This window comes from Longimycelium tulufanense (assembly GCF_014645795.1).
Taxonomy (GTDB): Bacteria; Actinomycetota; Actinomycetes; order Mycobacteriales; family Pseudonocardiaceae; genus Longimycelium; species Longimycelium tulufanense.
This window is the reverse complement of record NZ_BMMK01000050.1, coordinates 12,322-31,412: the sequence shown is the minus strand read 5'-3', so window position 1 is coordinate 31,412 and position 19,091 is coordinate 12,322. Positions and strand designations below refer to the sequence as shown.

General features: G+C 69.2%; 17 protein-coding genes, 1 tRNA gene and 1 pseudogene. 11 read left to right on the top strand and 8 right to left on the bottom strand.

Going from position 1 to position 19,091, the window contains the following annotated elements; all coding sequences use genetic code 11:
• Window positions 1–67: 67 nt before the first annotated feature.
• From IEY55_RS29040 to IEY55_RS29030, 3 genes are all read right to left on the bottom strand, one after another.
• On the bottom strand, window positions 68–727 hold the full coding sequence (locus IEY55_RS29040; RefSeq protein ID WP_229686865.1) for an SAF domain-containing protein: 660 nt from the start codon (window positions 725–727) through the stop codon (window positions 68–70).
• Between the two features lie 140 nt (window positions 728–867).
• Window positions 868–1,182 (bottom strand): FmdB family zinc ribbon protein, encoded by a 315-nt coding sequence (locus IEY55_RS29035; protein ID WP_189061765.1) that lies wholly within the window; start codon window positions 1,180–1,182, stop codon window positions 868–870.
• Window positions 1,183–1,672: 490 nt separating this feature from the next.
• On the bottom strand, window positions 1,673–2,284 hold the full coding sequence (locus tag IEY55_RS29030; protein WP_189061764.1) for a 5-formyltetrahydrofolate cyclo-ligase: 612 nt from the start codon (window positions 2,282–2,284) through the stop codon (window positions 1,673–1,675).
• 66 nt (window positions 2,285–2,350) lie between these two features.
• Here IEY55_RS29030 and IEY55_RS29025 point away from each other — a divergent pair, with 66 nt between their 5' ends.
• The 6 genes from IEY55_RS29025 (at window position 2,351) to IEY55_RS32375 (ending at window position 7,052) form a co-directional block, all read left to right on the top strand.
• The gene (locus tag IEY55_RS29025; protein WP_189061763.1) at window positions 2,351–3,262 is read left to right on the top strand and encodes a UTP--glucose-1-phosphate uridylyltransferase; all 912 of its coding nucleotides are present in this window, start codon (window positions 2,351–2,353) and stop codon (window positions 3,260–3,262) included.
• A gap of 61 nt (window positions 3,263–3,323) precedes the next feature.
• Window positions 3,324–4,547 (top strand): molybdotransferase-like divisome protein Glp, encoded by a 1,224-nt coding sequence (gene glp / locus IEY55_RS29020; protein WP_189061762.1) that lies wholly within the window; start codon window positions 3,324–3,326, stop codon window positions 4,545–4,547.
• Complete coding sequence (locus IEY55_RS29015) at window positions 4,547–5,227, top strand: GNAT family N-acetyltransferase (protein WP_189061761.1); 681 nt, start codon at window positions 4,547–4,549, stop codon at window positions 5,225–5,227. The genes glp and IEY55_RS29015 overlap by 1 nt, the downstream gene beginning before the upstream one ends.
• A 447-nt stretch (window positions 5,228–5,674) precedes the next feature.
• On the top strand, window positions 5,675–6,394 hold the full coding sequence (gene sepX, locus IEY55_RS29010) for a divisome protein SepX/GlpR (protein ID WP_189061760.1): 720 nt from the start codon (window positions 5,675–5,677) through the stop codon (window positions 6,392–6,394).
• Between the two features lie 53 nt (window positions 6,395–6,447).
• A tRNA-Ala gene (locus IEY55_RS29005) sits at window positions 6,448–6,520 on the top strand.
• Between the two features lie 178 nt (window positions 6,521–6,698).
• Complete coding sequence (locus tag IEY55_RS32375) at window positions 6,699–7,052, top strand: hypothetical protein (RefSeq protein WP_229686864.1); 354 nt, start codon at window positions 6,699–6,701, stop codon at window positions 7,050–7,052.
• A gap of 153 nt (window positions 7,053–7,205) precedes the next feature.
• Here the strand turns inward: IEY55_RS32375 and IEY55_RS32370 are convergent.
• From IEY55_RS32370 to IEY55_RS28980, 5 genes and pseudogenes are all read right to left on the bottom strand, one after another.
• A pseudogene (locus IEY55_RS32370) lies at window positions 7,206–8,294 on the bottom strand (recombinase family protein); the annotation flags it as partial.
• 72 nt (window positions 8,295–8,366) lie between these two features.
• Entirely contained in the window at window positions 8,367–8,819 is a 453-nt protein-coding gene (locus tag IEY55_RS28995; RefSeq protein WP_189061759.1) for a recombinase family protein, read from the bottom strand.
• 884 nt (window positions 8,820–9,703) lie between these two features.
• Window positions 9,704–10,765 (bottom strand): DNA-methyltransferase, encoded by a 1,062-nt coding sequence (locus tag IEY55_RS28990; RefSeq protein WP_189061758.1) that lies wholly within the window; start codon window positions 10,763–10,765, stop codon window positions 9,704–9,706.
• Complete coding sequence (locus tag IEY55_RS28985; protein WP_229686863.1) at window positions 10,743–11,525, bottom strand: TRM11 family methyltransferase; 783 nt, start codon at window positions 11,523–11,525, stop codon at window positions 10,743–10,745. The genes IEY55_RS28990 and IEY55_RS28985 overlap by 23 nt, the downstream gene beginning before the upstream one ends.
• Window positions 11,518–12,381 (bottom strand): hypothetical protein, encoded by an 864-nt coding sequence (locus IEY55_RS28980; protein ID WP_189061757.1) that lies wholly within the window; start codon window positions 12,379–12,381, stop codon window positions 11,518–11,520. The genes IEY55_RS28985 and IEY55_RS28980 overlap by 8 nt, the downstream gene beginning before the upstream one ends.
• 509 nt (window positions 12,382–12,890) lie before the next feature.
• Here IEY55_RS28980 and IEY55_RS28975 point away from each other — a divergent pair.
• The 5 genes from IEY55_RS28975 to IEY55_RS28955 all read left to right on the top strand — a co-directional run bounded on the left by IEY55_RS28975 (window position 12,891) and on the right by IEY55_RS28955 (window position 19,082).
• The gene (locus IEY55_RS28975; RefSeq protein WP_189061756.1) at window positions 12,891–13,784 is read left to right on the top strand and encodes a hypothetical protein; all 894 of its coding nucleotides are present in this window, start codon (window positions 12,891–12,893) and stop codon (window positions 13,782–13,784) included.
• 142 nt (window positions 13,785–13,926) lie between these two features.
• On the top strand, window positions 13,927–14,229 hold the full coding sequence (locus IEY55_RS28970) for a pilin (protein WP_229686868.1): 303 nt from the start codon (window positions 13,927–13,929) through the stop codon (window positions 14,227–14,229).
• 4 nt (window positions 14,230–14,233) lie between these two features.
• Entirely contained in the window at window positions 14,234–16,198 is a 1,965-nt protein-coding gene (locus IEY55_RS32365) for a TrbL/VirB6 family protein (protein ID WP_229686862.1), read from the top strand.
• Window positions 16,195–17,247, top strand: coding sequence for a PrgI family protein (locus tag IEY55_RS28960; RefSeq protein WP_229686861.1), 1,053 nt, complete (start codon window positions 16,195–16,197; stop codon window positions 17,245–17,247). Before IEY55_RS32365 ends, IEY55_RS28960 begins: the two co-directional genes overlap by 4 nt.
• Window positions 17,247–19,082: a VirB4 family type IV secretion system protein gene (locus tag IEY55_RS28955; protein ID WP_189061755.1), complete on the top strand. Its 1,836-nt coding sequence runs from the start codon at window positions 17,247–17,249 to the stop codon at window positions 19,080–19,082. Before IEY55_RS28960 ends, IEY55_RS28955 begins: the two co-directional genes overlap by 1 nt.
• Window positions 19,083–19,091: the final 9 nt, after the last annotated feature.

Here is a 19,091-nt window from a genome sequence, read left to right as displayed (position 1 = left end):
GTCACAACCCGATCTTGGACACCCTTCGCCTGTCTCCAGGGACCACCCCGACTTCGGAATTACTCGTCTAGCGGAGAGTAATGGCGACCCCCTCGGTGAGTGCAGTGCCCGCGACGATCGGCGCCTCCTCACGCGGTAGACCGATCACCACCAGGCGCCCCTGTTGCCCGGCGCCCTGCACTGGTGGGCGTACGGCAAGCACCACGGCGTCGCTGGCCAGTGGCGTCGGTGGTGAGCGTTCCACCGTCGAGATGAGGTCGACCCGACTGCCGGGATGGAGGAGGTCGGCGACCGCGGGATCCGCCAGCCGCACCGGCACGGCGGTGGCATCACCGCGCCGTGTGGCCAGTTCGGTCAGCTCGGGGCCCGCCAGGCGGAGGTCCGTCAGCGGTTCGCCGGAACGTGCTGCCCCGGCGAGAATCCGGCCGACCGCTTGGGAATGCTCCCGTAACGCGTGCGCTGGTATCGCTTCCGGAGGTAGCTGTCGTTCCGCCAAATCCGTCGCCTGAAGCACGGTGCCGGGCGGGAGATCGCGCGCGGCGATCAAGGCGGTCTCCCTATCGGGTGGTTTTCCGATGGCCGGACGTACGGCCAGTACCGCCGCGAGCAACACCAGCACGCCGGCGAGCAGGCGTCGGAACTGCACGGTTCGGCCCCAGCCGCGGTTGGTCAGCAACCACCGGAGGCGATCCGGCTGGAAATGGTTGGGATTGTTGGTCTGGTGCATCGGTCTCTCCCCACGTCGTTTTGGTTGTCGCCGACGCTATGCGGATCTTGCGGGGAGAGCGAGCACGGCCGCCCCGGTTGTGGACAACTGGGGCGGCTGTGGATAACTAGGTGCCCGAAAGGGTTAGGAGCTTGACAGCGTCACGACGCGGCCGCGGCCGTCGAGGACCCGCCGGAGGTCGACGACGAGGAGTTCGACGATGTCGACGAGGAAGCGGAAGACGTGGACGAGGACGACGAGGAGTTCGACGAACCGGAGCTCGACTTGCCGTTACCGCTCGACCGGCTGTCCGTCCGGTAGAAGCCGCTGCCCTTGAACACGATGCCGACCGCGTTGAACAGCTTCCGCAACCGTCCCGAGCACTCCGGGCACTCCGCGAGCGCGGCGTCGGTGAACGACTGCACCGCCTCGAAACGGTGGTCACACTCGGTGCAGGCGTAGGCGTAGGTCGGCACTGGTCCCTCCGCGGGCTTCAGATCTTGGCACTCTCAAGATGGGAGTGCCAATCTGATAATGCGCGAACCGGGCTCCGGACGCAAACACAGCCTGGTCACACCCGATGCGGTGACGGCGGCATTCGCCCCGGTCAGGCCGCGCGCGGTCCACCGCCGAACGGACCGGGAACCACCAAGGTTTCCGCACGTCACACCCGTGATGATCGCGGACCTGGCCGCGCCTGCATCCTCAGTGAGATCACGAGTCGGGCACAGGATGCGGGGCACATTCCGGGGGATCTCGCCGGTGCTGCTGTCAGCCCTCCCACGTCCCTGACGGGCCTGGCTTCGTCGTCGGGCCGGGCACCTGTCACGTGACGCATCCACGGACAGCTCGCCGCCCTGCAACAGTCCTCTCAACTTGCTGACAGGCCGGGGCTTACCGCCATCGGCGGACCCAGCACCAGGCACCGGGGTGCACCCACGCGTCTCACCCCGCTCCCGGCAGCCCTCACCCGGCCGCCGTCAGGGGGACGAACCCGTGCCCGGGCGTGACAGCCACCCCCATCCGCACGTCGTGCGGCTCGCCCGGCAACTCGGCCACCAGCTCGCTGTCCCGCACCACCGCCGCCAGCAGCGCTCCTGGCTTGGCCAGCGGCAACGACCGGTCGTAATAGCCGCCGCCCCGCCCCAGCCGCACGCCCCGCCGGTCCACGGCCAGTGCCGGGACGAACACCGCCTCGGCCTCTGCAACCGCCTCCGCGCCCAGCCGCGGCCCGAGCGGCTCCAGCAGCCCGAACGCCCCGAGCCTCAGGGTGGCCTCGCCGTGGTACTCGGCCCACTCCAGCGGCGCCGGGCCGGCCGCCGGCTCCGGGACCACCGGCAGCAGCACCCGCCAGCCGGACCGGTGCAGCGCCTCCAACATCGCCAGCGACCCCGGCTCGGTCCCCACCGGCACGTAGGCGCAGGCGGTGCCCTGCTGGCCCACCGCCCACTCGGTCACCCAGGTCGCCAACGCCCCGGCCTCCGCGGCCCGCGTCTCCGGCGGCAACGCACGGCGCTCGGCGCGCACCCGTGCCCGCCAGCCCGCCTTGTCCAGCCGCTCCGTACCAGGATCCGCCACGGCACGTGAGGGTACGGTGGCGCACCTCCCGGCCCCCTCCGCCGCTCGCCGTTAGGCTCGCTGACCATGAGCTCGACGAGCACGTTCCGCACCGAGAGCCGAGGCATCCGGACGGCCATCGTCCCCGCGGCGGGGCTGGGCACCCGCTTCCTGCCGACCACCAAGACCGTCCCCAAGGAACTTCTGCCGGTCATCGACACCCCCGGCATCGAGCTGGTCGCCGCCGAGGCCGCCGAAGCCGGCGTCCAACGGCTCGTCATCGTCACCTCACCGGGGAAGGAGGCGGTCATCGAGCACTTCCGGCCGCAGCCGGAACTGGAGGACACCCTTCAACGCCGCGGCAAGACCGCCTTGCTGGAGAAGGTGCGCCGGGCACCCGGGCTGCTGGACGTCGAGGTCGCCATCCAGGAGGACGCACTGGGTCTGGGCCACGCGGTCGGCTGCGCCGAGCCCAACCTCGACGGCAGCGACGCCGCGGTCGCGGTGCTACTGCCGGACGACCTGATCCTGCCCACCGGAATCCTGTCCCGGATGGCCGCGGTGCGCGAGCAGTTCGGGGGCAGCGTGTTGTTGGCCTTCGACCTGCCGCGTGAGGAGCTTTCCGCTTACGGCGTGTTCGACGTCGAGCCCACCGGCGAGGAGGGCGTGCTGCGCGTCAGGGGCATGGTGGAGAAGCCCAAGCCCGAAGACGCGCCGTCCACCTATGCCGCCGCCGGCCGCTACGTCCTCGACCGCGCGGTTTTCGACGCGCTGCATCGCATCGAGCCGGGTGCCGGTGGGGAACTCCAGCTCACCGATGCGATCGCGCTGCTGATCGAGGAGGGCCACCCGGTGCACGTCGTCGTGCACCACGGAAAACGGCACGACCTGGGCAACCCGGGCGGGTTCCTGCGCGCGGCCGTGGACTTCGCCCTGGAACACCCCGAGTACGGACCCGGCCTGCGGGATTGGCTGCGGGACCGGGTGGCGGGGGAGTAGCGCCCCGCCGACCTGTCAGGAGGTAAGGGGGGAGTGCGAGGTGTCGGGAGATGAGATCGGAATGAGGTCGGTCGACGAGCAGCTCGACCGGGTGCTCGCCGCCGCGGTGCGGCCGGCCGCGGTACGGGTGGCCATCTCGGAGGCGCAGGGTCTGCTGTGCGCCGAGGACGTGGTGGCCGAGAGCGCGCTGCCGGGCTTCGACCAGGCGGCCGTCGACGGGTACGCGGTCCGCAGCGTCGACGTGCAGTCGGCGGCCGAGGAACCGGTGGTGTTGCCTGTGGTCGGGGAGATCACGGCCGGCTCCCGACAGCCCCATCGCCTCCAGCCCGGGCAGGCGGTACGCGTGGTCACCGGCGCACCCCTGCCCACGCTGGCCGACGCGGTCGTCCCGCTCAACTTCACCGACGAGCACCCGGCACGGGTCACCGTGCGCAAGCCGGTGCCGTCGGCCGGGTTCGTCCGCAAGGCGGGCGAGGACGTGCAGACCGGCGATGTCGCGGTGCGCTCCGGGTCGCCCATCGGCCCCGCCCAGGTCGGCCTGCTCGCCGCCGTCGGCAGGAACAAGGTGCTGGTGCACCCGCGCCCGCGCGTCTCGATCCTGTCCGTGGGTGACGAGCTGGTGGACATCGACCGTTCGCCCGGCCCCGGCCAGGTCTACGACGTCAACTCCTACGCACTGGCCGCCGCCGCGCGCGACGCCGGTGCCGAGGTGACGCGGGTGGGCATCGTCGGCACCGATCCCCGGCGGCTGCGGGAGGTCGTCGAGGACCGGATGCTCATCTCCGAGGTCGTGGTCATCGCCGGTGGGGTTGGCGGGTCGACCGGTGACGAGGTGCGCGCCGCACTGTCCGAGCTCGGCGAGCTCGACGTCACCCGGGTAGCGATGCATCCCGGCTCGGTACAGGGATTCGGACGCCTCGGACCGGAGTCGGTCCCGGTCTTCCTTCTGCCAGGCAACCCCATCAGTGCGCTGGTGGTGTTCGAGGTGTTGGTACGCCCGCTGATCCGGGCCGCGCTCGGCAAGCGGAACCCACACCGCCGGGTGGTGCGCGCCCGCCTGCTCGCCCCGATCACCTCCACCAAGGGGCGGCGCGGCTACCTGCGCGGGCAGCTGCTGCGCGACACCGAGAGCGGGGAGTACCTGGTGCAGCCGTTGGGCACCGCGGGCGCGCACCTGCTCGCCTCGCTGGCTGAGGCAAACTGCCTGGTGGTGGTGAACTCCGAGACGACGGATGTTGCTGCCGGCGACGAGGTTGAGGTCAGTTTCCTGGCACAGCGGAGCTGATGCGGTTGCGCCCGGTCGACAGTGGCCCGGAGGAGCCGGCGGCGGGCGGACGGCACCCGGGCTGGCCGGCCCGGCTCGGCCCGCTGCTCGTGCCGGTCGGCCGGGTCGCGTTGCGCCCACCCCGCCTGCTCGACGGCGGCGCCTGGAGCCACGTGCGGACCCGGGACCGCGCGCACCTGGAGCGCTGGGAACCGACCTCCACAGTGGACTGGGCGGATCGCAACACCGTGCTGGCCTGGCCTGGCCAGTGGGGTGCTCTGCGCGGGATGGCGCGGCGGGGCCAGGCCCTGCCCTTCGTCATCACCGTGGACGACGAACTCGCCGGCCAGGTCACCATCGGCAACATCGTGCGTGGCGCGCTGCGCTCGGCGTGGATCGGCTACTGGGTCGCCGGAGACCGGGTCCGTGGGGGTGTCGCCTCGGTCGCGGTCGCGCTGGCCACCGACCACGCCTTCAACGTGGCCGGCCTGCACCGCCTGGAGGCCACGGTGCGGCCGGAGAACGCGCCCAGCCTGCGGGTCCTGCAGAAGCTGGGATTCCGCGAGGAGGGCCTGTTCCGCCGTTACCTGGACGTTGACGGGGCCTGGCGCGACCACCTCTGTTTCGCCATCACCACCGAGGACGCGCCGGAGGGCCTGGTGGCACGGCTGATCGGGAGTGGCCGCGCACAGCGTCCGTAATCGTTCGTTTCAGCTGTCCCAAAATCACCCCCGGGCCACGCCTGAGAACGTGGAAAACCCCGCCGGACAACGCTCCCGCCAAGGAACGAACCCGCAGGAGGCGCGCCCGCCTGGGTTGTGGCGGAACGTGAAGCATTGCTACCCGGCGACGCCACGCTGGCGAGCGGGTGACGACACGGCGGTCTTGGGGATTCATGCCCCGCCAGCGCCCGCCGACCGGGTGAAGTGGGTCGCGGGAAGGGGAGCGCACCTGGGACGGTCTCGATCAACGGTCACGTCATGATGGCGCGGAATGATCGTCTCCCGTGCGATGGGCATCGGGAGTGATCAACGGCGCAGGCAGGGAACGGATGGGCCCCGGCGCGCCTCCGACACTGATGTGACGGATGTGACTAGCGTGGCGGTGGCACGTGTGCGCCGCTTGACGTTCGGGGGAGGTGGCGGGTCATGCCCAGCTCGTTGATCTTTGCGGCGCTGGCGGTCGCTTGGCTCGTCGTGCTGGTCCCGATGGTCGCCCGGCGGCGCCAGGAGGTGAACCGCACCGCCGACTCCGCGCTTGCCGCCCGGGTCCTGCGGCGCGGTGGGCGCCAGCCGGGAGCGCCACCCAGCAACGCCGAGGAGGGGTTCGCCATGCCCGACCCCGAGCACATCGAGCCGATCGAGGACGACGAGCGCATCGACCTCGTCGAGGAAGCCGAGCCGCGCCGGTACCGGCCGGGTCGCGGCGGGTTCGACCCCGAGCTGGCAGCCGCCCTGGCCCGGGAGAAATACCAGTTCCGGCAGCGAGTGGTGCTGGTCATGTTGCTGCTCGCGCTGGCCACCGGCGTGCTCGCGTTCATCGCTGTGCCCATGCTGTGGTGGGTGCACGGCGCCATCGACCTCGCCCTGGTCGGTTACCTGACCTACCTGCGCCGGCAGGTTCGGATCGAGGAGGAGATCCGCCAGCGGCGCATGGCCCGGATGGCCGGAGGCCGCCGCCGTACCACCGGCCGCGCCCACCCGGCCGCCCCGCCGGCCGAGCACCCCGCCGACGACGCGGAGCCCGCACCGCCGCCCCGCACACCACACCCGGGCGCGACCATCGTGGAGATCGACGACGAGGACCCGGAGTTCGACGAGCTCGACAGGCCGCAGCCGCTGTCCTTCCGCCGCGCCTCCGGCGAATGAGGGGGTGCCGGAGTGCCCCAAGGGCTTTGGTATGCTCTTGGAGCACTCAGCACGGGGCTGTAGCGCAGTTGGTAGCGCGTCTCGTTCGCATCGAGAAGGTCAGGGGTTCGATTCCCCTCAGCTCCACATTTGGGGTCCTACTAGAACAAGGGCCTGATTGCAGGCCCTGGAGTAGGGTCGTGACACCAGAGGTCGAGTAGGGGCCACCCGCCTGGCGGGTGGCCTCCTCGCTGTTATCTCCCTGTTGGCTGCCAGCCGCGGTGTGACGGACGTCTCGGTTTGTGCGTCGGGTGCGTTGGATGGCGTGGAGTTGCCCGAAGGGCTTCCGCAGCTCGCCCTCGGTGATGTCCTCGTCGTCGATGTAGAGGGCGTGGAAGATGGCCTGGTTGAGCATGCGCCGTTGCTCGTCGTTGCAGCGCCGGTGCAGCTCCTGGGGTTGTTCGAGCAGTGTGAGGCTGGCGTCGATGAGCCGGGCACTGTCGGTGAGGTCGGCGCTGGTGGTGTCGAGCCGCTGGGTGAGGTGCCGTCGTTGGCGTTCGATCTCGCGGAGCTTGTCTTGGATCTTGGTGCGGGGGAGTGCTCCGTCGGCTGCGAGGTCGATCAGGTTGTTCTCCTGGGTGTCCAGTTCCTGGAGTTGGGCGGTGATCTGCTGGTGTAGCAGCCGAGTGGAGGCTTCCTGCTCGTTGATCACGGTGTCGATCTGGGTGCGGATGTCGTGGATGAACGTCGGGCTGAAGCGGATCGTGGCGTAGTGGTGCTCGACGGCGTCCTCGACGAGGGCGACGTTGATGTGGGGGGCGTGGCAGGTGCCGTTCTGTCGGTTGCGGCAGAAGAAGTACAGGTACTCGGCGCCTTTGGAGTTGAGGGTGCGTTGGATGATCATGCGTTGGGTGGTGCCGGCGCGGCGGCAGCGTCCGCAGAACAGGGAGCCTTTGAGGTAGTGGTGGTGCACCCGGCGGCGCTCCTTGGCCGCAGAACTTGAGTTGAGTCGGTCCTGAACTCGGTCGAAGAGGTCTTCATCGGTGATCAGGGGTTCGTGGCGGCCCTTGAACTCCTCGCCCCGGTAGGTGACGTAGCCGAGGTAGTAGCGGTCGCGCAGCATCCGCGAGAGCTTGTTAATCGAGATCTTCTTCGCGGGGTGTTTCGCGGTGGGGCGGGTGCGCAGGCCGCGGTCGTAGAGTTCGTCGGCGAGTTCGTCGAGGGTGTAGTCGCCGGTATCGAACAGCTCGAAGGCGAGTGGGACGAAGGGTGCGCGCTCGGGGTCGACGATGACGGTGCGGATCACGCGGCCGTCGGAGTGGTCGAGGTGGTTGAGGTAGCCCAGCCGGGCGCGTCCGAGGGTGCCACCGTTGCGGGCTTTCTGGCCCATCTTGTAGGCGATGTCGGCGCCGGACTGGCGTGACTGGTACTCGTTGAAGGTCGCCAGGATGCCGTGCATGAGCTGCCCGACGGGCGAGTCATCGATCTGCTCGGTGGCCGAGACCAGGGTGACCCCGCGCTTGCGCAGGTCGGCCATGACGATGGCGTCGTCGTAGCGGTTCCGCGCCATGCGGGACAGCTGGTAGACGATGATGTAGTCGACGTCGCCCTGGCTGCGTACCCGCGCGAGCATGCGTTGGAATGCTTCACGCTTGGTCATCTCGGTGGCCGAGCGCCCGGGCTCGATGTACTCGTCGACGACGGTCACGCCCAGGTCTCGGGCCTTGCGCAGGCACGCCTGGCGTTGGGCTGGGATGGAGATGCCTTCGGGGTTGTAGTCGGTTTTGACCTGCCCGGCGGAGGAGACCCGCAGGTAGATCACCGCACGCGTGCCCGGTTCCCTCTCGGCCGAGGAATGCGGGGCGGGGACGGGGGCATTTTGCTGTAGCTCGTCGTAGGAATCGGCGTAGGCGCTGGTCATGACAGTCTTCCACACTTTGCTGTGAGCAGAGGAAATCCGTTCGACGGTTCGAGAGGCGACGGCCGTGTGGATTCAGCGGTCGTCGAGTACTTCGTCCTCGAAGTCGGCAAAGGAGCCCAGTGTCCGCACCTGAAACTGGCCCGCGGGCGTCGAGACATTGATGGAACCGTCGGTGACTGACTCAACGGCCACGCCGTGTGAGATCAGTTCGTGGAGCAGATGTGCGAGGTGGCCTGGCGTGCGGGACAGGCTGTGGACGTTGCCTATCAGCAGAATGTCGATCCCTCCGGCGCGGGCGACGTCCAACACCTGGTGCAGGCCCGGGCGATTCAGGGTGGCGCCGGAAGCGTGGTCGGAGAACCGTTGGGCGATGTGCCAGCTGGGACGGGACTCCACATAGGACTGCAGGAAGTTGTCCTCCCTGTTTGATGGCCACCGGGTGTAGATTCCTACCCGGACCGAGTCGAGGTTGTTCAACGCAGCCCTCGGTTCCCGGCGTCCGGGTTCAGTCGGTGCAGGCGACATCGCTAGGTCTCCCTTACGAGTGCCGGGGCAGCGGCTGGGGATGGGAGCCGTAGTGCCAGGACACGCTGAGGGCGAATGTCTGTGCCTATGCGGCCCGGCGGCGTGTTTTCCGCTCAGCGGCAGCGGTGTCCGCGGTGTCGGTGTCGGTGATGCTTGCTCGCTCACTGGTCTCGTCCTTCAATAGGTCGGCAGCAAGGCTGGCCACCACTCGCGCGAGCTTGTGCCTGTCTGGTGGGTCGCGGCGAACACCGCGAACGACCAGGTTGTGGCCCGTCCTGCGGGAGTTCCGTCGCTGCCGGGTCCTCTTGGGCGCTGTGTTGGTGTTGCGTGGTTGTGGCGGCGCGGTCGGAACCGTAACGCCGGCGCTGTCGACGGGACGGGACCACTCGATGGCGGTGTCTGCCTGGTCGTCCTTGCCGCTGCTCGGTGGGTTGGGCGTGATGTGGGTGTCGTGAGGGCACAAAGGCGCAGCTCCGAACCCGCGCGCCCGCTGCTCGAGGGGCGGTCGCGGGTGCTGGTCGGCGGGTCTGAGGTGACCGTCGACACAGCGGACACATCCCCAGCCGAGGCACCCGCTTGCCTGGTCGCGGATGGAGTGATCGGAAGCGGGCACGCGCCATGACGCGCGCTGTGGTGGCTGGGGGCGTCGGCACGGGTGCGGTCCGGTGGGGCTTCGACTCCCCGACTGCACGAGGGCACTCGTCGGGGCCAGCGCTCCACCGATCGACTGGACCTCAGCGTCCCGAGGCAGCCCGCAGACGTGTACGCGACGGAAATCCGTTGCGGCGCGGCATTCGGGACGGTCGACGCGATGGTCCAGATTTGGGTGGAAGGGTCAGTTGGCTACTGGGGTGCGATCTGGCTGGGCCGAGCCTGCGGCCCGGTCAGGCGACCTCGGACCGGTCACAGGCGGTGCCGGCCGTGTGGTCGGCCAGTCGGCGTAGGAAGATCTCGTGGTAGTCGGCTCGCAGGTCGATCCCTTGGTAGAAGCGCCCCAATTTTCGGGCCGCGAGTCCTGTGGTGCCGGCGCCGGAGAACGGATCGAGGACGCGGCCGTTGTCGGGGCAGCCGGCTGTGACACAGCGCCACGGGAGGTCGAGGGGGAAGGGGGCACAGTGTGCCTCCGGCAGCGGTCGCGTGGAGATCGACCAGACATCGCCGGGGTTTTTGCCGAGACTGTGCGGGTTCCAGGGTGACTTGACCGTGTACGGTTTGGTGCCTCCGCGGCGGCTTTTCCGAGACGCCGGACGATTCGGTGAGAGTGGTGCGAGCACCCGGCTGATATCGAAGTAGTAGTCCGGTTGCTTGACCAAGAGAAAGACCACCTCGTAGCGGGAGGAGAACCGATCCGACGCCGGGTCGGGGATGCCGTTGGGCTTGTGCCAGACCACGGCATTGCGAATGATCCATCCGTCGTGTTGGAGATCGAGGGCCACCCGCCACGGCAGCCCCAATAGGCTCTTGTGGCGAACCACCTTCGGTGAATCGTCGACCGTGGTGGTACGGGTGCTTCCCGTGCCGCTGTTGTGGTAGCTGTACCCATCCCGAAGGTTGAGCCAGAACGTTCCTCCCGGAGTGAGTAGTCGCTCCACTTCCGCGCTCACCTCGCGGAGACGGCGAACGTATTCCTCGATCGTTGGTTCCAGCCCGTATTGCTGATCCTGTGAGATTGCGCCACAGCGTCGGCAGTGTTTTGCGCTGTCTGAGCGACCTCGCCCGGTACCGGTTTTCTTCACCGTGCGGCGCTGGTGTGGCGTGGTACCGAGGCTGTGCCGGCAGTGCGGGTTTCCGCCGATCCAGTGGGCGGTGCCGTAATCACGTAGCCCCCAGTAGGGTGGTGAGGTCACGACACAATCCACCGACGCGGTCGGCAGGGTCGCCATGACTTCCAGGGCGTCCCCGACGTGAAGTTCCATGTTGTGGTCACGGTAGTAGAGACTGGTCATCGGGTACCACCTGCCGCCGAATGTGGAGTGCGGAAGACCAACACGTCGATATGGACGGGGTGCGCGGTAGAGCAACCGTGGATATCACTATTTCCCGGGTGCCTCCTGCCCGCCGAGCCGAGCCGGGGGCGCACGTATCCGTTGCGTACGGGCGCGGTGAGCGCGATGCAGTGGTCGGCGGGCACAAGGCCCGCCGCGTTGGCGACCTCGTGGATCTTGCCGGGCAGGTCGAGCAGCTGGCCGCGGCGGTACGAAGGCCGGCAGGTGACCACGACGTGCCCGCCGGGCCAGACCCAGTCGGCAACGGCGTTGAGGTCCTCGTACAGCCCACGAGTATCCGGGACGGGTCGCTGGCAGGCGTGTGGCGCAGGCCGGTGAGCACGAGGTCGACGGCGCCGGGTAGCTCGGTGGCGCGCGGATCGTCGACGCCGTCCAGCAAGGTCGCGGTACCGACGGGACCTGCCAGGCGGGCGAGGTCGAGGTTGGCCTCCAAGACTGAGTCCCACTGGGGCTGGGTGGCCAGGCCGAGGGCGTGGCGACCGGCGCGGAGGGCTTCGGCCAGTACGAGCCCGGGGCCGGGGCTGGGGTCACAGACGATGTCGCCGGGGGCGGTGTAGGTGGCGATGATCCAGCGGGCGATGGCCGGGGTCAGCGCGGTGTCGGAGCGGGTGGCGGTGACGTGCCGGTCCGCGAGCGGCTGGCGTGGCGAGCGCTGGCCGGTGCCCCAGACGCTGGTGGGGCGCACGAGGTTCTTAGGCATCGCGGGCCTCCGGGGACGGCATGACGGGCCGGAACACTCGGGCGGTCGTATGGAGGCGGTGGTGACCGCCGAGGGCGACGGCCCGCTGAACGCGCGGGTGCGTGGGCGGGGTGGTGCTGGGGGCACAAGGGGCGAGGATCAGCCGGTCGGTCAAGATCAGATTTGCCAGGGCCGCGATCCGGCGCAGCGACCCTGATCGGACCGGCCCTCGGTGAGGCGCGTGATTACGGTGCGTGAGGACGATGAGGGTGCCGTTCGGGTCCAGCCGCGGTGCCCAGTCGATCACCGCACTGGGGTCGGCCGGGTGGCGCGTGCACCCCAAGATGATCAAATCCAGAGGGTCCGGATGCCGCCCGAAGGGGCGGTCGGTGGCCGCGCGAGCGGTCGGTCCCCCGACCGCGCCGGGCGGAGGCTCGGGATCGGGTCCGAGTCCGGGCCCGGACCACGACCCAGCACCGAGCAGGCCCGCATCGCCGTCGCGAGGATGATCGCCTGCGGCGTGCCGGGGCGGCTCAACCGTGGCGCCCCGACCGAGACGCAAGACGGTCTCGACGAGGCGGTCACGGTACTCGCGCGCGGCCCGCGCCCCGCCCACGGTGGGATCGGCCGCATCCGCAAGCGCGACGCGATCGCCAGGAACGGTGTAGGCGGCCACGAGCACCCGGATGGCTGCGATCAGCCTGTCCTCCAGCCCGGCGTTGGGGTCGACCGGGCAGAACCGAACACTGGGCACGGCACCGGCCCGGCCGCGCTTGTGCGCGGCCGGGGGCCCACAGCAGTCGGCCCGCGAGGGGGACGCCGGGTGATCGATGGAGTCGCGAAAGCCGGGCACGGGCGGGATCGACGGTGGCGACATGGCGGGCGCTCCCTGATCGTCGCGGAGGGCGAAGACAACCCTGAAGTCCGCGAAACGGGGCCCGATTGGACACACCACTCCACAGAACCGGCAGTGAGACAAGCCACAACCCTGGTAACGAAATGTGACTTCTCCGGCCGTGGGTCCGGTAGCTGAAACCGCTCCTTGTCGTCGTTCGAGATCGCTTTCAGCTCCTCCCGCGAGTGGAGTGCGTGATCACTCAGGCAGCCTTCCAAGATCGCCTCAGTAACTCATCAAGATTCTTTCTCTTGTTCTGGTTGCCCCGTCTGTCGTGGTGACAGCAGCGGAACAAGAGCTGACTAACACCCCTGGTAGCAGCCTTGCTGTCCGCGGCAGTGCTGATCTTGGCAAGCCGTATTTGTTGATCTCCTTGTTTGAGAACAAGAAGATCATCTTAAGCGCTTCTTAGTGCGCAACCGTGCGTGGCGCTGTTCCTCGCCTGGCCTTCTCGGCGGCGTCGTTGACCGTCGCTTGGAGAGGAGTCAGGAATGGCAAGCCCCTCGAATTCCGGGCACGCAGAGTGGCCTTCCAACTCGCTGGATGCGGCCCGTGAGGCATTTGCGTGGCTGACCGCGGGAGACCACCCGGTTGCCCTGGATGGGCGCCTGTTCGACCACCTGCCCAACCGTGAGATCCCCGTCGACGAACTCCGCGATCTGCTGCTGCGTCGGTCCTGCCCGCGGCGGGTGTGGGACCAGGTGTGGCGGCATGTGATCACCCGCTCCCGTGCCGAGGGTGGCACGTGGACGATCGTGGCCGTCGGGCTCGCGCTGCCGATGCTGACCCCGATGGCGGCCCGGCTGACCGACCGGTACGCCGGGGACCCGGCCGATATCCACGCCGAGATCGTGAGCGGCTTCCTCGACGCGTTGCAGACGGTGGACCTCACCCGGGGGCGTATCACGATCCGGCTGCGGTGGGCGGCCTACCGTGCCGGGCACCGCGCACTCCTCGCGGCGTTGGACGGTCCCACCCCAAAGGCTCCGGGGTTCTTCTCGGCCGAACCGAAGCCGCCCTCGGGACACCCGGACCTGGTCTTGGCCCGTGCGGTTGAGGTGGGGGTCCTGGCCCGGACCGAGGCCGAGGTGATCGCGGAGACCCGACTCGACGAGACCCCGCTGAACGAGTGGGCGGCCGAGGCCGAGATCGAGTTCTGGGCTGCCTACAAGATGCGCAAGCGAGCCGAACACCGACTCGCCGCCTGGCTGTCCGAGTCGGCCGACGGCTCCCACGACAGCGACCCCCCGAGTCAAGCGGTCACTTCCCAGACCGTTCCGCGCACAGCATCCAACACCGCAGGGCGGTCACAGAACGTCACGAAAAAAGGTGGCGGGGGCCTGTCCAACGAGCCCCCGAATTCCGGACTTCAGGGCCGCGGGTGATCCGTGCCCGCTTCTCGCGCTCGTCGCCCGCTGATCAGCCCTGGAGGTCCACACGTTGCGCTCACTCGCGCCCTCTGCTCGCCTGGCCGCCGGTGGCCGCACGCCGCGTTGCCGGACCGGCCGGGTCCTCATCGCCACGGTTCTGGTCGCCGCCGGGGTGCTGGCCACCACCGCGTCGGCCTCGGCCGAGACCACGTACGTGATGGCGTTGGCCCGCTCCGTCGATGAAGTCCTCAACAACATCCGCAACTGGATCATGGGCATTCTCGCCCTGCTCGCCACCGTCTTCTTGACCATCGGCGGGGTCCGCTACGTGCTTGCTAACGGCGACCCCAGCGAGGTCGAAAAGGCCAAGCAGAGCTTCAAGAACGCCGGCTTCGGCTACGCGCTGGCCGCGCTGGCTCCCCTGGTGGTCGAGATCCTCAAAGGGATCGTGGGGGCCTGATCGCATGTCGGCCACCGCATCCCCCACCGCCGGGGCCGGCCACCGCTTCGGCCGCGCATGCGCTGCGGTGGCCGCCCTGCTTGCCGTCGGCCTTCTGGGTGGGGCGGCCGGGGCGGTCACGGCCTCGGCCCAGCCCACCCCGACTCCCAGCCCCTCGGCACCGGAGCCGCCGTCGTCGTCGGCATCGCAGCAACCCGGGCCGCCCCCGTGCCAGGGACGGGGGTGCATCCCGCAGCCGGCGACACCGGCGCCACCACCGTCGGGAAACCAACCCGGACAGCCCAGCGGCCAGACTTCTCCACAGGAGTCCTCGTGCGGAATCACCGATATCCCGGCCTGCGTCAACGACGCGATCGATTCGTTTTTCCGGGATCTGGTCACCCCGGCGTTGAACAGCCTGTTGGATCTGCTGGCCAACACCCTGTTGACGACCCCGACGCTGGATCAACTGCCTCGCATCGGCGAGCTGTGGAACTCCTCTTGGCAGCTCATGCTGACCTGCTACGGGATTTTGATCCTCATCGGCGGGATCACCGTCATGGCCTACGAAACCCTGCAGACCCGGACTTCCGTCAAGGAGATCCTTCCGCGGATCGTCATTGGTTTCTTGGCCGGGATGCTGTCGCTGTGGGTGAGTTCCCAGGCAATCAATCTCGCCAACGCGCTCGCGCAAGCGATCATGTCGGGCGGAGTCGACGAGGAGTCCTCGGCCGAAACGCTGAAGAAAATGGTGATGGGTTCGCTCAACGGCGGATTCTTCATCATCTTCATTGGTCTCTTTCTTGCGGGAATGCTCGTCGCGCTCTTGTTGACCTACATCGTCCGCGTCGCGTTGACCGTGATCCTTATCGTCGGAGCACCGCTGGCCCTGATGTTCCATGCGCTCCCGCAGACGGAGGGGATCGCAAAATGGTGGTGGAAAGCCTTCGCCGGTTGCCTGGCGATCCAGCTGGGTCAATCGCTGACGCTGATCACCGCGATGCTCGTCTTTCTCGCGCCGGGTGGGTTCACGTTCTTCGGGCCGACCACGGACGGGTTGGTGAATCTCCTCGTGGCCTTGGCGTTGATGTACATCCTGGTCAAGATCCCGTTTTGGGTTCTCGGCTCGATTCGCGGTGGCGGCGGGTCGTTTCTCGGGTCGCTGGTCCGGGGCTTTCTCGCCTACAAGACATTCGGCTTGCTGGGCGGGCGTGGTGGCGGGAGCGCCCCGACGCCGCGCGGTGGCCCCAGGCCGTCCGGGCCGGCTGATCCCTATGCCAAGACCCGGGCGACGGCGTCGGGGCAGTACATGCTGCCGCTGGAGCGGGTCCGGCGGCAGCGTGCCTCCAAGCCCCCGCCGCAGCGCTCCAACCCGAAGCCCGCGCCACCGCCTCGACCGAGTGGCCAGGGCACGCAGCTGGCCCTGCCCGTGGACGGGGAATGGCCTGAGCACAAGCCCCGCTTGGGCCGCGATGGGCAGTACGAGTTGCCGTTGGATGTGCCACGCCACCTCGGGCCCACCCGCCCGGCTGGATCGCCGCCGCAGCCTCGGTCGTCGGCGTCGGGCAGCCACGGGCGGCAGCGGAGGTTCCCAGCCAGTGGCCAGTTGCCGGACAACCAGCCACGACTCAGCCGTGACGGGCGGTACCGGCTGCCGCCCACCGCGCACCGCGTGCGCCGCCCCACCCCAGCGCCACCCCCACCGGAGGTGCAGCGGCCCTCGATGCGGGGACGCCAGCTGACGTTCCCCTCCGATGGCCAATGGCCGGAACACAAGCCCCGGTTGGGTCCGGACGGTCAGTACCAGCTGCCACTGGACGTGCAGCGCACGCGCAACCCGGCGCGGTCGGGAAGCGAGCCGCCACCCACGCCCCCGCCGCCAAGGCCCAAGCGTGCCCGGCCGCCGCGGCAGCACGCCCTGCCGCTGGACCTGCCCAAGGTGTCCCCACCCCGCCCGAGCACCCGCCGCGAAGGAGGTGAGCCGAAGTGAGCCAGTACAGCGTGCGCATCCCGGCCGACGTGGACCGCGAGGACACCATCCTGGCCGGGTTCACGGCCCGCCAAGTCGCCGTCATGGCGGTGACCGCCCTGGTGCTCCACGGCGGGTGGTTGGCCACCCGGGCGTTCCTCCCGGTCGTCGCGTACCTGGTGGTCGCGGTGCCGGTCGGGGTGGCCGTGTCCGCGCTGGTCGTGGTGCGCCGAGACGGCATCACCTTGGACCGACTGCTGCTGGCCGCGGTCCGTCAGCGGCTCCAGCCCGCGCGGCGGGTGGCGGCCGGGCACGCACCGACCGCCGTCCCGGACTGGCTGACCGGTGTCGCCGACGATGCCGACCAGCCGGCGGCCGGCGGGCTGGAACTACCGGCTACCGGGGTCAACGAGGCCGGGGTGGTTGATCTCGGGTCGGACGGTCTCGCGCTCATCGCTGCCTGCTCGACGGTCAACTTCCAGCTCCGAACCCCCGCTGAGCAGGAGGCGTTGACGGCCGCATTCGGGCGGTACCTGCACAGCCTCTCCGCGCCGGTACAGATCCTCGTTCGCGCCCAGCGCCTGGATCTTTCCGAGCAGATCGCCGAGCTGTCCGACCGAGCGGCGGGCCTGCCGCACCCGGCATTGGAGACCGCCGCCCTCGACCACGCCGACTATCTCGACGCGCTTGGCCAGCAGGCCGAACTGCTCCGCCGGCAGATCCTGCTGGTCCTGCGCGAACCCGTCCGCAGCGCACCCACGGACACGCTGGCCAAGCGGAGGCGACCGGGACTGGGCCGTCGCCGCACCACCGCGCCCGCGCAGACAGCCGGGGCATGGCGGGCGGCGGCCTCCCGACTGCTCCGGCGCATGCACGAAGCCAGCGAGCTGCTGTCCCCGGCCGGGATCGACGTCACACCGCTGGACGCCGCCCAGGCCACGGCCGTGCTCACCGCTGCCAGCAACCCGGACAGCCCGCTCCCGCCCTCACCGGAGATGGCCGGCGCCCACGAGGTGATCACCACCGCCGGCCCCGACTGGGACTTCGACACCGAGGAGAACAGCCTGTGATGCTCACCCGGAACCGGCGCCGTACTCCCTCGACCCCCTCCAGTGCCTTCGTGCCAGACGCGGTCGAGATCCACCCGCGTCACCTGCAGCTCGGCGACGAATGGGTGGCCTCCTTCGCCATCACCGGCTATCCCCGGGAAGTCCACGCGGGCTGGTTGCAACCTCTGCTGACGCACCCCGCCCGGCTGGACGTGTCCCTGCACATCGAACCGATCGACCCCCAGGTGGCCGCCGAACGGCTGCGCAAGCAGCTCGGCAAGCTCGAATCCACCCGGCGCCACACAGCCGCTCGCGGCAGGCTGGTCGACCCCACCATCGAGACCAGCACCGAAGACGCCTACGACCTGTCCGACCGGCTTGCCCGCGGCGAGGGCCGCCTGTTCCGGGTGGGCCTGTACCTCACCGTCCATGCCCGCTCCGAGGCCGAACTGATCGAGGAGGTCAGCGCGCTCCGCGCGCTGACCGCCAGCCTGCTCGTAGACGCCAAGCCCACCACCTACCGGTCCTTGCAGGGATGGATCACGACGCTGCCGATGGGCCTGGACCAGATTGCCATGACGCGCACCTTCGACACCGCAGCCCTGTCCGCGGCGTTCCCGTTCACCTCGCCGGACCTCCCCCCGCCGGATGTCACCTCGGCCGCGGCCGCCCGCGGCGTGCTCTACGGCTGGAACCTCGGCTCTCAGGGACTCGTGCACTGGGACCGATTCAGCTGCGAGAACTACAACGCGGTGATCCTGGGCCGCTCCGGGGCCGGCAAGAGCTACCTGGTCAAGCTCGAAGCGCTCCGCAGCCTGTACCAGGGCGTGGAACTCGCGATCATCGACCCCGAGGACGAGTACGCCCGCCTGGCCCGCGCCGTCGGGGGCACCTACTTCCCCTTGGGCAACGAGGGGATACGGATCAACCCACTCGACCTGCCGATCCACACCCGGCCCGATGGGCGCCGCTCGGCTCCGGCCGACGCGCTGTCCCGGCGCAGCCTGTTCCAACACACACTTCTATCTGTCCTCTTCGGACAGTCCTTGAGTGCCCGCGAGCGGGCCGTGCTGGACCACGCGGTCACCGACACCTACCGTGCGGCCGGAATCACCGAAGACGTGCGCACCTGGACACGCCAAGCACCCTTGCTGACCGACCTGCGCACCGTGCTGGACACCTCCGACAACAACACCGCCCGCGATCTGGCCAGCCGACTCCACCCGTTCACCCACGGCGCGTTCTCAGGCCTGTTCAACGGGCCAACCACGACCCCGCCCGAAGGACACCTGCTGGTGTTCAGCCTGCGCAACCTCCCGGACGAGCTGAAACCTGCGGGCACGCTGCTGACGCTGGACGCGGTGTGGCGTCGTGTGTCCAACCCCGCCATCCGGCGACCGAGGCTCTGCGTGGTCGACGAAGCCTGGCTGCTCATGCAGCAACGAGCCGGCGCAGAGTTCCTGTGGCGCATGGCCAAAAGCGCCCGCAAGCACTGGGCCGGGTTGACCGTGGCCACCCAAGACGTGGGTGACGTGCTCGGCTCAGATCTGGGAAAAGCGATCATCAGCAACGCCGCCACCCAAATCTTGCTGCGCCAAGCACCCCAAGCGATCGACGACATCGTGCGCACCTTCGCGCTCTCCGAAGGCGAGCGACAGTTCTTACTCTCGGCAAACACGGGACAGGGTCTCTTGTGCAGCGGGACTCAGCGAGTCGCCCTGCAAGCCATCGCGTCCAATGCCGAGCACCAGCTGATCACAACTGACCCGGCCGAACTCGCCGCCATGGCCAACGACACCGCCGCCGACAACGCGGACCCTTCGGCCGCCGCCGACGACCTCGTTCTCGACGACTAATCCAGCAGG